17 protein-coding genes are annotated in these 15367 nt (G+C 60.8%); 12 read left to right on the top strand and 5 right to left on the bottom strand.

Annotated elements, in window-relative coordinates; translation table 11 throughout:
• Positions 1-177 precede the first annotated feature (177 nt).
• Positions 178-474, top strand: a complete 297-nt coding sequence (locus GKKCFE_RS10210) for a phage infection protein (protein ID WP_310662939.1) — start codon at positions 178-180, stop codon at positions 472-474.
• Positions 475-573: 99 nt separating this feature from the next.
• Here GKKCFE_RS10210 and hpaR (GKKCFE_RS10205) read toward each other — a convergent pair whose 3' ends face one another.
• Together hpaR (GKKCFE_RS10205) and hpaA are read right to left on the bottom strand one after the other, a co-directional pair.
• On the bottom strand, positions 574-996 hold the full coding sequence (gene hpaR / locus GKKCFE_RS10205) for a homoprotocatechuate degradation operon regulator HpaR (RefSeq protein WP_003201625.1): 423 nt from the start codon (positions 994-996) through the stop codon (positions 574-576).
• Between the two features lie 123 nt (positions 997-1119).
• Positions 1120-2025 (bottom strand): 4-hydroxyphenylacetate catabolism regulatory protein HpaA, encoded by a 906-nt coding sequence (hpaA, locus tag GKKCFE_RS10200; RefSeq protein WP_310662938.1) that lies wholly within the window; start codon positions 2023-2025, stop codon positions 1120-1122.
• Between the two features lie 187 nt (positions 2026-2212).
• Here hpaA and GKKCFE_RS10195 point away from each other — a divergent pair, with 187 nt between their 5' ends.
• The 8 genes from GKKCFE_RS10195 to hpaI all read left to right on the top strand — a co-directional run bounded on the left by GKKCFE_RS10195 (position 2213) and on the right by hpaI (position 9662).
• Positions 2213-2890, top strand: coding sequence for a fumarylacetoacetate hydrolase family protein (locus GKKCFE_RS10195; protein WP_047229900.1), 678 nt, complete (start codon positions 2213-2215; stop codon positions 2888-2890).
• Entirely contained in the window at positions 2887-3657 is a 771-nt protein-coding gene (locus tag GKKCFE_RS10190; protein WP_107321715.1) for a fumarylacetoacetate hydrolase family protein, read from the top strand. Before GKKCFE_RS10195 ends, GKKCFE_RS10190 begins: the two co-directional genes overlap by 4 nt.
• A gap of 5 nt (positions 3658-3662) precedes the next feature.
• Complete coding sequence (gene hpaE / locus GKKCFE_RS10185) at positions 3663-5123, top strand: 5-carboxymethyl-2-hydroxymuconate semialdehyde dehydrogenase (RefSeq protein ID WP_047229902.1); 1461 nt, start codon at positions 3663-3665, stop codon at positions 5121-5123.
• A 229-nt stretch (positions 5124-5352) separates the two neighbouring features.
• Positions 5353-6210, top strand: a complete 858-nt coding sequence (hpaD, locus tag GKKCFE_RS10180; RefSeq protein ID WP_047229903.1) for a 3,4-dihydroxyphenylacetate 2,3-dioxygenase — start codon at positions 5353-5355, stop codon at positions 6208-6210.
• 76 nt (positions 6211-6286) lie between these two features.
• A complete protein-coding gene (locus GKKCFE_RS10175; RefSeq protein ID WP_047229904.1) occupies positions 6287-6679 on the top strand; it encodes a 5-carboxymethyl-2-hydroxymuconate Delta-isomerase in 393 nt (130 codons plus the stop codon).
• Positions 6680-6729: 50 nt separating this feature from the next.
• Positions 6730-8034: an MFS transporter gene (locus GKKCFE_RS10170; protein ID WP_274090844.1), complete on the top strand. Its 1305-nt coding sequence runs from the start codon at positions 6730-6732 to the stop codon at positions 8032-8034.
• A 12-nt stretch (positions 8035-8046) separates the two neighbouring features.
• Positions 8047-8850, top strand: coding sequence for a 2-oxo-hept-4-ene-1,7-dioate hydratase (gene hpaH / locus GKKCFE_RS10165; RefSeq protein ID WP_047229906.1), 804 nt, complete (start codon positions 8047-8049; stop codon positions 8848-8850).
• 14 nt (positions 8851-8864) lie between these two features.
• The gene (hpaI, locus tag GKKCFE_RS10160) at positions 8865-9662 is read left to right on the top strand and encodes a 4-hydroxy-2-oxoheptanedioate aldolase (RefSeq protein ID WP_445577805.1); all 798 of its coding nucleotides are present in this window, start codon (positions 8865-8867) and stop codon (positions 9660-9662) included.
• Positions 9663-9799: 137 nt separating this feature from the next.
• On the opposite strand, the gene hpaR (GKKCFE_RS10155) is transcribed toward hpaI, so the two are convergent.
• The 3 genes from hpaR (GKKCFE_RS10155) to GKKCFE_RS10145 all read right to left on the bottom strand — a co-directional run bounded on the left by hpaR (GKKCFE_RS10155) (position 9800) and on the right by GKKCFE_RS10145 (position 12538).
• Positions 9800-10222 carry a homoprotocatechuate degradation operon regulator HpaR gene (gene hpaR / locus GKKCFE_RS10155; protein ID WP_047229908.1) on the bottom strand — a complete coding sequence of 141 codons (423 nt, stop codon included), beginning with the start codon at positions 10220-10222 and terminating at the stop codon, positions 9800-9802.
• A 133-nt stretch (positions 10223-10355) separates the two neighbouring features.
• The gene (locus GKKCFE_RS10150) at positions 10356-11297 is read right to left on the bottom strand and encodes a p-hydroxyphenylacetate 3-hydroxylase reductase component (RefSeq protein ID WP_047229909.1); all 942 of its coding nucleotides are present in this window, start codon (positions 11295-11297) and stop codon (positions 10356-10358) included.
• A 71-nt stretch (positions 11298-11368) separates the two neighbouring features.
• Positions 11369-12538, bottom strand: a complete 1170-nt coding sequence (locus tag GKKCFE_RS10145) for a p-hydroxyphenylacetate 3-hydroxylase oxygenase component (protein ID WP_310662934.1) — start codon at positions 12536-12538, stop codon at positions 11369-11371.
• 313 nt (positions 12539-12851) lie between these two features.
• Between GKKCFE_RS10145 and GKKCFE_RS10140 the strand changes: the two genes are divergently transcribed.
• The 3 genes from GKKCFE_RS10140 (at position 12852) to GKKCFE_RS10130 (ending at position 15336) form a co-directional block, all read left to right on the top strand.
• Complete coding sequence (locus tag GKKCFE_RS10140; protein WP_047229911.1) at positions 12852-14150, top strand: NAD(P)/FAD-dependent oxidoreductase; 1299 nt, start codon at positions 12852-12854, stop codon at positions 14148-14150.
• 108 nt (positions 14151-14258) lie between these two features.
• A complete protein-coding gene (locus GKKCFE_RS10135; RefSeq protein ID WP_047229912.1) occupies positions 14259-14624 on the top strand; it encodes a cupin domain-containing protein in 366 nt (121 codons plus the stop codon).
• Between the two features lie 52 nt (positions 14625-14676).
• Positions 14677-15336 (top strand): helix-turn-helix transcriptional regulator, encoded by a 660-nt coding sequence (locus GKKCFE_RS10130; protein WP_310662933.1) that lies wholly within the window; start codon positions 14677-14679, stop codon positions 15334-15336.
• The last annotated feature ends 31 nt before the right edge of the window (positions 15337-15367 follow it).

Here is a 15367-nt window from a genome sequence, read left to right as displayed (position 1 = left end):
GGCCTGGCCCCATAGATTTGTATCGCTGTGTATATGAACGGCGAGTTGATACGAAATCGCTGACTTCGAGCCTTGCCGACACACAACGTCGATACACCTTCGCGTTTAACTGTGATCACCGGACAGCAGCACACCCGTTGCCACCGGCCCACTCAATCAAGCGCAAGGAGAATCACCATGTTCACTTTCTCGAAAGTTTCGTCCCTGGCAATCGCTCTGACACTGATGGGCGGGCTCGGCCTGTCGAACATCGCTTCGGCCACGGCCATGAGTGCAGCGGCGAAGGGTCAGGCTGCACAGTTGGTGGTTGAAGGCGGCTCCGATCGTCTGAGCCAGAACCGCGTAGCCGAGGGTGGCTCCGATCATCTGCTTCAGAACCGCGTGGCTGAAGGTGGCTCCGATCGTCTGCTTCAAAACCGCGTGGCTGAAGGTGGCGCTGATCGTCTTCAGGAACTGCGCGAACGCAACGCTTAAGCGTTGCCGATAGCCGTGCCGAGTTTGGATCGAAGTCTCAGCGCAATGGATTATTCGGGGTGAGGGAGCTTGCCCTCTCACCCCGAATGTTTGCCTGGCTCACGGCTTGATGTTCTTCAGCTCGTTGAGCAGCGCCAACAGTTGCTGCATCTTTTCTTCACCAAACTGTTCTTCGATGCGGCGATAGTTGCTTTCCATCCCCTCACTCATCGACACGAAGCACTGCTGCCCACGCTCGGTCAGCCCTACGAAAACCCGACGCTGATCCTGGCTCGACTTCTGCCGACGCACCAGCCCATCACGCTCCAGACGGCTGAGCACACCGGTCATGCTGGGTTTGAGGATGCAGGCCTGATGAGCGAGCTGGTGGCTCTCCAGCTCTCCTTGCTGATGCAGGATACGGATCACCCGCCATTGTTGTTCCGTAAGATCATGCTGGTTCAGCGCCGGGCGGAAAAAAGCCATGGCCGCTTCGCGCGCTTGCAACAGGGTCAGTGTCAATGAAGGTCTGGGGTTGGCCATGTTCGGACTGTTTGGATGGACGAGCTGGCAGCTTAGTGTCGCGGACAAGCGGCTGCAAGAAACAACTCCGCGCACTGGACGGCTGCATGACGCCGGTGGTGAGTGCTCCACCAGCAACGACGCTCAACGCAACCCCGATTGCCGCTGGCGATACTCCCCTGGTGTGAGCCGGGCGTAGCGCTGGAAGAAACGACTGAAATACGCCGGGTCCTTGAACCCGAGCTGGTAGCAGATTTCATTGGCTGAACTGCCGGTAAACAACAGCAACCGCTTGGCCTCCTGCATCAGCCGTTCCATGATCAGCTGCTTGGAAGGCAGGTCGGCGATCCGTCGGCACACATCGTTGAGCCGCGCCTCGGTGACGCCGATGCCCTCGGCGTAGCGCGACAACGGCCAATGTTGCAGATAGTGAGCTTCGATCAGCTCATTGAAGCGGTGGAAAATCTTCAGGTCCTCATGCCGGGCCGGTCGTGCCTGCAGAGAATTGGAACACAGGCGCAGCAGACTGATCATGATCAGCCGCGTCAAACCGTCCAGCGCCGCGCTGCGCCCCGGCCGCTCGGCACAGACCTCCTCGCTCAGCACCTCGAACAGGTACTCCAGTCGCCGCACCTCCCCCGCCTGTTCCGGCCCCAACTGCGCCAACGCAACGCAGGCCGCCGGCATTTGCACACCCGCCGGCGCCAGGCTCGGATCAGCGTCGATCAACTGCCACACCAATTGCTGACGAACGGTCAACACATGCCCGTCACTGTCGGCTTCGGTCACAAAAGAATGGGGAATGGTGGGTGGCGTAAGGAAAAACATAGGCCCGGATTCGACGTATTGCTGGTCGTCCAGATACACCCGTACGGCGCCGCTTTTCACGTAGTGAACCTGAAAGAAACGGTCATGCCGATGCACCGGCATATTGCGACCGAAGAAACCCGCCAGGTTGGCAAGCCGATCGTAGTGAACCTCGGCATCGCTGTAACGCTGGTCGTACACCTGGCCAATGTTGATGTTGGGGATTGGCTGACGGTCAGTCATCACGCATTTCTCGTTTTTTTATTCTGATTCAGGCAGCGGCTTGGATTCATCCTGCGCCGATTTCCCGAGGGCAACCAGTGTCCGGTGATTCTGCCACGCTTGACGATAGTTAACATCTTAATTATAACTGTTAATACATTAACAATATCTGCAGAGCCCTCATCTCTGCCGCTGCCAGGAGACAAGCATGAGCCGTGCCCTGCATGACGTCGCGACCGGCACCCTGTTTGGGGTTGCACTGAACTATCAGGGGCTGCTGAAGCAGCGCCTCGCCGAGTTCGAGCAACCGCCTTACCAGAAGCCGCCGGTCAAACCGGTGTTGTTCATCAAGACACCCAACACCCGCAACCGGCACGACGCCGACGTGGTTCACCCGGGTCACGGCCAGCGGCTGCAACCGGGGCCCGCGCTTGGCGTGGTGATGGGCAAGTCGGCCAGTCGTGTCAGCGCCGCCGAAGCACTGGACTACGTCGCCGGCTATACCGTGGTCAATGAATTCAGCCTGCCGGAAGACAGCTATTACCGCCCCGCCGTCAAGGCCAAGTGCCGGGACGGCTTCTGTGCCATCGGGCCTGAACTGGTGCCCACGGCCAACGTTGCCGACCCCCATAGCCTGACAATCAGGCTGTACGTCAACGGCGAGGTGCGCCAGCACAACAACACGGCCAATTTCGTTCGCAACATTCCCCAATTGATCGCCGAGATCAGCGAGTTCATGACGTTGCATGCCGGCGACGTTCTGATCACTGGCACGCCCGAGGGCCGGGTTGATGTCGTGCCTGGCGATCGCGTCGAAGTGGAGATCAGCGGCCTGGGCCGCCTCGTCAATAGCGTTGTGGCCGAGCACACAGGAGCACGTTCATGAAACACGCGCGCATTGGTTTTGAAGGCCAGGTCCACACGGTCACCGTTGAAGCTCACAACGCCGTTCGCCTGGCCGACGGTCGGCTGCTGGCCGAGGATCAGGTCCAGTGGTTGCCGCCGGCCACCGGCAGCATGTTCGCCCTGGGCCTGAACTACGCCGATCACGCCGCCGAACTGGCGTTCAAGCCGCCAACCGAACCGTTGGCGTTCATCAAATCCCCGGGCACCTACACCGGCCACAACCAGATGACCTGGCGCCCCGACAACGTCGCCTACATGCACTACGAGTGCGAGCTGGTGGCGGTCATCGGCAAAGCCGCGCGCAACGTCAAGCGCGAGGACGCGCTGGGTTACCTGGCCGGTTACACCGTGTGCAACGACTATGCGATCCGCGACTACCTGGAAAACTACTACCGCCCCAACCTGCGGGTGAAAAACCGTGATGCCACCACACCTGTCGGCCCGTGGATGGTCGATGTGGCCGATGTACCGGACCCCGGCAACCTGAAATTGCGTACCTGGATCAACGGCGAACTGCGCCAGGAAGGCTCGACCCGCGACATGATTTTCGACATCCCCTACCTGATCGAATACCTGTCCAGCTTCATGACCCTGCAACCCGGCGACATGATCGCCACCGGCACGCCCGAAGGCCTGGCGGACGTGGTGCCCGGTGATGAAGTGGTGGTGGAAGTGGAAGGCGTCGGCCGCCTGGTCAATCGAATTGTCAGCGAAGCCGAGTTCTTCGCATCCCGTAAAGAGGCGTGAGCAGCATGATCAAGCACTGGATCAACGGCCGTGAGGTCGAAAGCAAAGATGTGTTCGTCAACTACAACCCGGCCACCGGTGAAGCCATTGGCGAAGTTGCCAGCGGCGGCGCCGAAGAAGTTGCCCAGGCCGTGGCCGCGGCCAAGGACGCTTTCCCGAAGTGGGCCAACACGCCGGCCAAGGAGCGCGCCCGACTGATGCGCAAGCTCGGTGAACTGATCGAGCAGAACGTGCCGAAACTGGCCGAACTGGAAACCCTCGACACTGGCTTGCCGATTCATCAGACCAAGAACGTGCTGATCCCGCGCGCCTCCCACAACTTCGACTTTTTCGCCGAAGTCTGCACGCGGATGGACGGCCACACCTATCCGGTCGACGACCAGATGCTTAACTACACCTTGTACCAACCAGTCGGTGTCTGTGCATTGGTCTCGCCCTGGAACGTGCCGTTCATGACTGCAACGTGGAAGACCGCGCCGTGCCTGGCGCTGGGCAACACCGCCGTGCTGAAAATGTCCGAGCTGTCGCCGCTGACCGCGAACGAGCTGGGGCGCCTGGCGGTGGAAGCCGGCATTCCCAACGGCGTGTTGAACGTGATCCAGGGTTACGGTGCCACGGCCGGCGACGCGTTGGTGCGGCATCCGGATGTGCGGGCGATTTCCTTCACAGGCGGCACCGCCACCGGCAAGAAGATCATGCAGACCGCCGGGCTGAAGAAGTACTCGATGGAACTGGGCGGCAAGTCGCCGGTGCTGATTTTCGAAGACGCCGACCTTGAACGGGCCCTCGACGCAGCGCTGTTCACCATCTTCTCGCTCAATGGCGAACGTTGCACCGCCGGCAGCCGGATCTTCATCCAGGAAAGCGTCTACCCGCAGTTCGTCGCCGAATTCGCCGCCCGGGCCAAACGCCTGATCGTCGGTGATCCGCAAGACCCGAAAACCCAGGTCGGCTCGATGATCACCCAGGCCCACTACGACAAGGTCACCGGCTACATCAAGATCGGCCTCGAAGAAGGCGCCACGCTCCTGGCCGGCGGTCTGGAGCGCCCGGCCAACCTGCCGGCGCACTTGAGTCGCGGCCAGTTCATCCAGCCGACAGTGTTCGCCGACGTGGACAACAACATGCGCATCGCCCAGGAAGAAATCTTCGGCCCAGTGGTGTGCCTGATCCCGTTCAAGGACGAAGCACAAGCCTTGCAACTGGCCAACGAGACTGACTATGGGCTGGCCTCGTACATCTGGACCCAGGACATCGGCAAGGCCCATCGCCTGGCCCATGGCATCGAGGCCGGCATGGTGTTCATCAACAGCCAGAACGTGCGCGACCTGCGCCAGCCTTTCGGCGGCGTGAAGGGTTCCGGAACCGGCCGCGAAGGTGGACAGTACAGCTTTGAAGTCTTCGCCGAGATCAAGAACGTCTGCATCTCCATGGGCGGGCATCACATTCCGCGCTGGGGGGCATGATCACAGACAAATCGGGTGATTAACCTTGTGGCGAGGGGATTTATCCCCGCTGGGCTGCGCAGCAGCCCTACACCCGACGACTCGGTGTGTCAGGCCTATTGAGGGGCCGCTCCGCGCCCCAGCGGGGATAAATCCCCTCGCCACAAGTGCAGTGATCCACCCAGAGCATCAAGACCCGATTCACCCGTTATCCGAGATTCAACAAGAACAATTTTTCAGGAGAATCATCATGGGCGAAGTCGTCCTGGCTGCGAAAATCTGCCACGTTCCCTCGATGTACCTGTCGGAGCTGCCGGGCAAACACCACGGCTGCCGCGCAGCGGCCATTGCCGGCCATAAGGAAATCGGTCGCCGCGCCCGTGAACTGGGCGCCGACACCGCCGTGGTGTTTGACGTGCACTGGCTGGTCAACAGCGCCTACCACGTCAACAGTGGCGCGCACTTCAAAGGCATCTACACCAGCAACGAGTTGCCGCACTTCATCAAGAACATGGAGTACGAATACTCCGGCGCTCCGGAACTGGGCGAATTGATCGCCGCCGAGGCCAATGCCGCCGACGTGCGCACCCTGGCCCACAACATCCCGAGCCTGGAGCTGGAATACGGCACGCTGGTGCCCATGCGCTACATGCACATGGATGTTCCGCAAGACCAGAAATTCGACGTGGTGTCGGTTGCCGCCTGGTGCGCCTGGCACCGTCTGCAAGACAGCTTCACCTTCGGTGCCGCCGTGCGCCGGGCCATCGAAAAAAGTGATCGCAAGGTGCTGGTGCTGGCTTCCGGCTCGCTGTCGCACCGCTTTTCCGATGATCGCAATGCCGAAGCCAACATCCACAACTGGACGCGCGAGTTCGACAAACAGGTCGACCTGCATGTCGTGGAGCTGTGGCGCCAGGGTCGCTGGAAAGAGTTCTGCGCCATGCTGCCCGATTACGCCGAGCACTGTTTCGGTGAGGGCAAGATGCATGACACCGCCATGCTTCTGGGGCTGCTCGGTGGGCCGGACTATGCCAAACCCGCCGAAATCATCACCGAACCTTTCGGCAGTTCCGGTACGGGCCAGATCAACGCCATTTTTCCAGTTTGAGCCACAGCGGCAGCCGACCACCCTCGACTTGCCGCTTGAAGCTTGCCACTCACAGCTGCCGACGCAGGAGGCCTCCATGCCCCACTTCATTGCCGAATACACCGACAACATCGAACAACAGGCCGATCTGCCCGGCCTGTTTGAAAAGGTTCACACCCTGCTGGGTGACAGCGGTGTGTTTCCCCTGGGTGGTATCCGCAGCCGTGGTGTGCGCCTGGATACCTGGCGCATGGCCGACGGCAAGCACGACTATGCCTTCGTCCACATGACCTTGAAGGTCGGCCATGGCCGTGACCTGGCTACCCGCCAGAAAGTGGCGCAAAAGCTCTTTGAAGTGATCACGGCGCACTTCGCCGAACTCCAGGCCCAGCGCTTGCTGGCGCTGTCGTTCGAGATGATCGAGCTGCACGAACAGCTCAACTTCAAGGCCAACAACGTTCACGCCTTCCTCAACGCCCAGGCCCATTAAACCCGCCTGCCCGTTCGCCCTTCGGCCTCTCTGACAAAAAGTACAAAATCATGAGCACAGCCAATACCGCCGACACTGCCGGCACAATCGCCCACGACCGCACCCATGCCACCGTCACCTGGCGACTGATGCCATTGCTGTTGGTCTGCTACCTTTTCGCCCACCTGGACCGCATCAACATTGGCTTTGCCAAGATGCAGATGAGCGCCGACCTGCAGTTCAGCGACACGGTCTATGGCTTCGGCGCGGGCCTGTTCTTCATCGCCTACGCGCTGTTCGGCGTGCCGAGCAACATCGCCCTGGACCGGGTCGGCCCGCGCCGCTGGATCGCCACGCTGATGGTGGTCTGGGGGGCTTTGTCCACCGGCATGTTCCTGATCGAAAGCGCCGCTGGGTTCTACGTGTTGCGCTTTCTGCTGGGGGTGGCCGAAGCCGGGTTCTTCCCGGGCATTCTGGTCTTTCTCAACCGTTGGTACCCGGCACGACGCCGCGCCCAGGTGACCGCGCTGTTTGCCATTGCCGTGCCGATGGCCGGCGTGATTGGCGGGCCCTTGTCGGGCGGCATCCTTGAACACTTTCATGACTTCGGTGGCCTGCGCGGCTGGCAGTGGATGTTCGTCATCGAAGGGCTGCCGGTGATTCTGCTCGGCCTGGTGGTGCTCAAGTGCCTGCCGGACAGTTTCGAGACGGTCAACTGGCTGACACCGCAAGCCAAACAGCAATTGCGCGCGCAACTGAGCGTTGAAGAACAACGCAAATCCATCACCTCGTTCTCGGCGATTCTCAACAACCCGCAGGTCTGGTTGCTGGTGGCGGTGTATTTCGCCGTGATGCTGGCGGTGAACACCCTGGCTTTCTGGATGCCCACGTTGATTCACGGCGCCGGAATCGGCAGTGACGGTCAGGTTGGATTGCTCAGCGCCGTGCCGTATCTGGCCGGCTGCTTTTTCATGATCGGCTGCGGCCGTTCGTCAGACCGCCATCGCGAACGGCGCTGGCACCTCTGCGTACCGCTGCTGATGGCGGCGGCAGGCATTGCCATCGCCGGTCTCTCACCCACCAGCCCAACCCTGGTACTGGGTGGCCTGATCATCGCGGGTATGGGTGCCAGTGCAGCGTTGCCGATGTTCTGGCAACTGCCACCGGCCTTCCTGTCCAACAGCACCCAGGCCGCCGGCATCGCACTGATCAGCTCCTTCGGCAGCATTGCCTCATTCCTGGCGCCCTATCTGATCGGCTGGATGCGCGACACCACCCAGAGCGCCAGCCTGGCCCTTTATGTGCTGGCGCTGCTCATCACCGTGGGGGGCCTGCTGGTGCTTCGCACCCAGGCCGCCATCGTCAACCCTCAATAAGAGATGCTCTTCATGCTCGATCAAAACCTCATCCAGCAGGCCGCCGCCCGCCTCGACCACGCAGAACGTTCGCGCGAACAGGTGCGGCAGTTTTCCCTCGACCATCCGCATATCACCCTGGACGACGCTTACGCCATCCAGCGCGCCTGGGTTGCGCAAAAGATCAAGGACGGCCGCAAGCTGGTCGGCCACAAGATCGGCCTGACCTCCCGGGCCATGCAGGTCTCGTCGAACATCACTGAGCCGGACTATGGTGCCCTGCTCGATGACATGTTCTTCGACGAGGGCACCGACATCCCGTTCGAGCGCTTCATCGTGCCCCGGGTAGAAGTGGAACTGGCGTTCATCCTCGGCAAGCCGTTGAAAGGCCCGAACGTGACGGTATTCGACGTGCTGGACGCCACCGAATGGGTGATCCCGGCACTGGAAATCATTGATGCCCGCATCCAGCAGATCGATCCACAAAGCAAGGCCACCCGCAAAGTCTTCGACACCATCTCCGACAATGCCGCCAACGCCGGCGTGGTCATGGGCGGGCGCGCGGTGCGCCCCACTGAAATCGACCTGCGCAAGGTGCCTGCGGTGCTCTACCGCAACGGCGTGATCGAGGAATCCGGCGTCTCGGCAGCGGTGCTCAATCACCCGGCCAAAGGCGTGGCCTGGCTGGCGAACAAACTGGCGGCCTACGACGTCACCCTGCAGCCGGGGCAGATCATTCTCGGCGGCTCCTTCACCCGTCCCGTGGCGGCCAACCCGGGGGATACCTTCCATGTCGACTACGACATGCTCGGTTCCATCGCTTGCCGTTTCGTCTGATCGGAGACTGACTCATGGACATGCCCATCAATACCTTCAAGCAACGGCTGCGCAGCGGTGAGGCGCAGATTGGCCTGTGGCTGGGCCTGGCCGACGCCTACTGTGCGGAACTGGCGGCCAACGCCGGCTTCGACTGGTTGCTGATCGACGGCGAACACGCGCCCAATGATGTGCGCGGGATGCTCGGCCAGCTCCAGGCCGTGGCCCCCTACCCCAGCCAACCGGTGATCCGCCCGGTGGTCGGCGACACCGCATTGATCAAGCAGGTGCTCGACATCGGTGTGCAAACCTTGCTGGTGCCGATGGTCGAAAGCGCCGGCCAGGCTCGCGAACTGGTGCGCGCCATTCATTACCCGCCTCAAGGCGTCCGAGGCGTCGGCAGTGCGCTGGCCCGTGCATCACGCTGGAACAGTATTGCCGGTTACCTCGATAAGGCCGACGAACAGATGTGCCTGCTGGTGCAGATCGAAAGCCGCGAGGGCCTGGCCAACCTGGATGCCATCGCCGCAGTGGAAGGTGTTGACGGGGTCTTCATAGGTCCGGCGGACCTGAGCGCGTCCATGGGTTTTCGTGGCAATCCCGGGCATCCGACCGTGCAAGCCGCCATCGAGGACGCCATCGCCCGCATCCGCCAGGCCGGCAAAGCGGCCGGGATTCTCAGCGCCGATGAAAAGCTCGCCCGGCGTTATATCGAGCTGGGCGCTGCGTTTGTCGCGGTGGGGGTGGATACAACCGTGTTGATGCGCGGTTTGCAAAGCCTTGCGGCGACGTTCAAAGACACACCAAAACCTGCGACGGGTGGTGTGTACTGACCCTGCCGAATACCCTGTGGTGAGGGGCCAGTGGGAGCAAAGCTTGCTCGCGAAACACGCACCTCGGTTTCTGAGAGACCGCGGTGCCTTCATCGCGGGCAAGCCTTGCTCCCACAGACGTTAACCAACCCGGGATCTCAACGCCTGATCGCTTTCAGGTCATTGAGCAACTCCAGCAACGTCTGCAACTTCTGCTCCCCCAACTTGCCCTGCAAACGCTGGTAATTCTCTTCCATGCTCTGGCTCATCGAATCGAAGCTCGCCTGCCCCTGCGGCGCCAGGCGCACCAGCACCCGCCGCTGATCCTGTTCGGCCTTGCGCCGTTCCACCATGCCCGCCGCTTCCATGCGCGTCAGCACGCCGGTCATGCTCGGTTTGAGAATGCAGGCCAGTTCAGCCAGGCGATTGATCTCCAGCTCGTCGTGCTGGCTGAGGATACGGATGACTCGCCATTGCTGTTCGGTCAAACCGTGCTGGTTGAGGGAGGGACGGAAAAAACCCATGGCCGCTTCACGGGCCTGTAGAAGGGTGAGGGTCAAGGATTGGCGCGGTTTGGGCATAGGTGAGTTCGCGAGGGAATTTAGTTAATGAGTTAACTAAATCTTAACAGCTTCGGCGCCAAGTTACCTTGGGGCGAAGGGATTTCTCTCCTCGCCACAAGGCTGATTGTCGCGCCTGAACCCCTGTAACAACTCAAGCGCCTTTGATGACGCCTTTGAGCACGGCCTTGAAATGCTCCACCTGTTGCTCGCTGAACTGGCCGAATACCTTGTCCTGCTGCTCCTTGGCAATTGCCCAGAGTCCTTCGGTTTCGTCCACGCCCTTGACGGTCAGACGCACTCGCTCGCCCTCATCGGTGACCAGGCCCTTGCGCTTGAGGTTAGCCACGGCCTCTTCGATCTCACGCGCCGGCATCGCCACTTCTCGTTGCAGGTCGCACAGGTTCAGCCCTGCATCGTTTTCCAGCACCATCAACATCCGTGCTTCGCTGGTGCGCAGCCCGGTGGACAGCTGGCGCGGCTGGTAACTGGCCTGATAGGCCCGCAGCGCCTGGGTCATCAGGTAATACAGGTTGTGGCTCAAACGGCCCTGGAAGTGACTGCTGGGGGACTGTCCCTCCTCCCGTTTGGTCATGCGGGTGTGGGGCAAGATCATCGAGTAGGCGCCCTGGTGATAGAGCAACGGTGAGCGGCCGTAATCATCAAACGCCACGACTTTACCGATCATGATCCAGTGATCACCGCCATCGACCTGTTGGAATTTTTCACAGTGAAAACGCGCCGAGCAATCGACAAACACCGGAGCACCTCCCTCCCCGGCCTCGAACTGGATCTCGGCGAACCGATCCTCCTTGGGCCGAGCGAAGTTGTTCGACAGGTCGATCTGATCGGCGGCCAGCACGTTCACCGCAAAATGGCTGGCGGCCTCGAACACACCGTGACTGCTGGAGCGCTTGTCGATGCTCCAGAGAATCAGCGGCGGATCCAGGGACACCGAGTTGAAACTGTTGGCCGTCACACCGACCTTGCGACCATCTTCGGCGGCCGCGGTGACCACGGTCACGCCAGTGGCAAAGTTACCCAGGGCCCGGCGAAACGCACGGGTGTCGAAAGCGCTATCGCACACATCAGACATACAAGACTCCCGGCCGCCTCAGTCGACGGCCTCAATTGTTTTTATATGAGCCAGGCTCAGCGAGCAGGCGGTCAAACCATGGTGGGGTCGGGCTCCAGGCCCATCAGTTCACGGCCCAGAATCTGCGCGCAGACGTCGTAGTCGGTGTAGGCGTGAGCACCGGTCAAATGGGCATCGCGGAACAGTCGTTGCAGTTCATTGGTCTCGAACCAGGCGCCACCCCCGGCTGCTTCCATCAGGCGATCCACTGCCTGAATGCACATTTTGGTGGCGTACCCCTGGTTGGTCCGCCAGAACGCCAGGGTTTCGCGGCTGGGGTATTGGTGGCGCTCACTGTGCTCGGCATGCTCTTGCCAGGTTTTCTCCAGAAACGCCCGGGCTGCCGCCACCTGATGAGTGGACTCGGCCAGGCGCATCAGGGCCGGGGTGGCGGCGCCCACTGCCGCGCCGGTGTAGGCGCGCACGCGGGTCCGGGTTTTCTCGCGAAAAACCTCCAGCATGCGTTCCGCCACACCCAGGCTCACGGTGGAGAAACCGCTGGCGAAATACGGGCGATACGGCGAGTAGAAAATCTTGCTGTCGGGGTACAGGCCAAACCCGGCGGATTTGCCTTCCATCATGTCCTTGGCTTTCTGAATCCGGTGTTCCGGCACAAACGCGTTGTCGATGATCAAGGTCTTGCTGCCACTGCCGCGCATGCCTACCGCGTACCAGTCATCGCGGATTTCATAATCGCTGCGAGGCAGCACCGCGAAGCAATAGTCCTGGGTTCCTTCGGCATTTTTGCGGCGAAATCCCACGATCGCCCACTCGGCATGGTCACAGCCGCTGCTCCAGCCCATTTCGCCGCTGAACATCACACCGCCCTCGACCTCCTCGGTGCGGCCGAAAGGTGCAATGCTGCTACTGGCAGTCGCATCGGGATCGTCACCCCAGACTTCTTCCTGGGTTTTGGCCGGGAACATTGCCAATTGATGGCTGTGGGTGCACAACAGGCTCATGGCCCAGGCGGTGTTGGCGCAGGAGCCGGCCAGCAACGCGATGCAGTCGGCGAACTGCGGTAGCGATATTTCCATGCCGCCGTACTTTTTCGGCTGGAAAGCCCGGTGCATGCCGATACCTTTGAGCAAGGCTATATTTTCGACAGGAACGCTACGGTCCTTCTCTGCCTGGAAGGCATTGGCGGCAATGACCGGCAGGATAGGCTTGAGGTCTTCGAGCAATGGATTTGGCTTTTTCATGGACGGGCTCTTTTATTATTGGCATCTGCCGATCCCGCCTTTACCCGGCAACCCGGTGGTGCAGAAATGGCGAAATCAGTGATTAAGGCCCGTTCAGTATGGGTAATCCGGGGCAACTGAAAAATGCACCTTCCAGACCCAAGATTGTACTTTCCACGGTGCGACCTTCACTGCCATGGCGCGCTCGATCAAATCCGCCGGCACGGATGATCAAGACAGGCGCCAGCACCAGGGCTCTTAATAGGGCCATCGCGTGCAGTGTCTTGCGAAGGCGCTTGTCACGGCGTTTCTTTTCACTTTGTCAGGTTGCGTCATGATCAATATCGAAACGCCCACCTATTACACCGCCACCAAGAAATACAACCTCAGTTTCCCAACCCTGGAACAGGACGTGGAAGCCGACGTCGTGGTGATTGGCGGCGGTTTCTCCGGCATCAATACCGCGCTGGAACTCGCTGAAAAAGGCATTACCAATATCGTGGTGCTGGAGGCGCGCTACCTGGGGTTCGGCGGCACCGGGCGCAATGGCGGGCAGATCATGGCCGGCATCGGCCATGACCTGGAAAAAATCAAGAAGGATGTGGGAGAAGACGGGCTGCGGCAGGTCTTCGAGATCAGCGATCTGGGCGCGGACATCATCAAGGACCGCATCGCCAAGTACGACATCGATGCCGACTTCTGCCATGGCTACGGCTACATGGGCTTCAACGCTCGCCAGGAAAAAACCCTGCGGGCCTGGGAAAAAGACTTCAAGTCGATCAACAGCAAGCATGAGATCCGCTTTCTCGGCGGTTCCGACGTGCAGCAAATCATCGGGTCCAAGGCCTACAGCAGTGCATTGCTGCACATGGGCGGCGGGCACGTGCATTCGCTGAACCTGTTGCTGGGCGAAGCCAAGGCACTGGTCAGCCACGGCGTGCGGATTTTCGAGAACAGTCCGGCCCTGGAAGTCAGCTACGGCGAGCGCATCACCGTGCGCACCGGGCGTGGCTCGGTCAAGGCCAGCAAGCTGTTGTGGGCCTGCGACAGCTTCCTCAACAAACTGGAGCCGGAGCTGCATCGCTCGACCATCAATACCTATGCCTTCCAGATGATGACCGAGCCATTGTCGGAGGAGCTGATCCAGCGCATCAGCCCGATTCGCGGCGCCTACAGCGATATTCGCCCGGTGATCGACTACTACCGCGTCACCAATGAAAACCGCCTGCTGTTCGGTGCGGCGACGCCGTTGATAGAACACATCCCCCAGGACCTCAAGGCCTGGAATCGGCGCCTGATGCTGAAGATTTTCCCGTACCTCAAGGACGTGAAGATCGACCTGGCCTGGGGCGGCCCGATGGCGTGCAGCCCGAACCTGTTTCCGCAGATCGGCACCCTGCCCGGCCGCAGCAATGCGTTTTTCGTCCAGGGCTATTCAGGCTTTGGCGTCACCCCCAGCCACATCATCTGCAAGGTGCTGGCCGAAGGCATGAGCGAAGGCTCGGCGCGCTACGACCTGGTCAGCTCCGTCAGGCGTCCGACCATCATCGGCAAGGACGCCATCCGTCCACTGCTGCTGACCGCCGGCAAGTCCTGGCACCAGCTGTCGGGTTACTGGAATGGCCGTCGCTGATGGCCATGATGCCAGTCAGTTAGGCGCTCCCACAGATCCCAGCGCCTTCACGGACCGGTACTAGACATACATACCCGCTGTTTTTTTCACTCATCAGGAGTCACTGCCATGCCCCTTATCAACCTCAAGAAAGACATCCAGCTGTCCGACCTGGACGCCTGGGGCACCGTCGCCGATCTCGGTTCGCAGATTCTCGAAGGCGAAGTCAAAGCCTTCGGCAAAATGACCTTCGGCGCCCCCACCGATGCGGTCAGCAGCGCCTACTTCGGCACGACCAAGGGCAAGTTCCGAATGGTTTATCCGTTCGCCGAACAGGCCACCGTGGTCACTGGCGAAGTGGTGCTGACCGATGAAGCCAGCGGCCAGAGCACCCGCTACAAGGCCGGCGACAGCTGGTTCGTGACCAAAGGTACGCCGGTATTGTGGGAAGTGGTCAGCGAAAGTTTTGTCAAACACTACTTCGCGGTAGTCTGACCGGACCCGGCTGCCGGATTCACCGGCAGCCCTCTTGGCGAAGGTTGCGAGCATGTACGTCATCCCCTCCCAGGACATCGCCGGCCATTGCCTGCACGCGTTCACCCAGCTCGTTCCCGCCAGTCGAGCGGCCTTCTATTGCGTCGACCGACAGTTGCAAGCCCATGACTTCAGCCTGCATGGCATGAGCGGCGAGATGCATCGCGACTATCTGGACAATTATCGCCAGTTCGACCCGTTGCAGCCGCGCAACTACGTTTCCAGCCACCTGGCCGTGGTGCCTCTTGGGCTGGCCATGGCCCGCCAGCCAATCCGTGACAGCCATCGCTACCGCCATTTTTTACAGCGCTACGACGTGGTGGATGTGGTGGAAGTCTTCGCCCATCGGGGCAGTCGGCCTCAAGCGGCTATTTCCTTGTTGCGCACCGCCGAGCAAGGCGTCTTCACCAGCGAGCAACTGACGCAGCTCGCAGCGCTGCAAGCGTTGCTGCAACTGGCCGTCGCCAACCTGCCACCGCAGGACGACTTGCTCAGTAGCCTGACCCCCAAGGAACGCCAGATAGCGTTGCTGCTGCGCCAGGGCGCCAGTAACAAAGAGTTGGCCCGAGAGCTGGAAGTCGGCCTGCCCACGGTCAAGACGCATCTGATCAACCTGTTTCGCAAGACCGGCGTGAGCAATCGAACCGAGCTGGTCAGCAGCCTGTTCCTCTAAGCCATTGCCTGTGCCGGTTCAACCATTCGGT

The sequence above is a fragment of the Pseudomonas sp. E141 genome, assembly GCF_052659885.1.
This window is presented reverse-complemented; position numbering and strand designations above follow the sequence as displayed.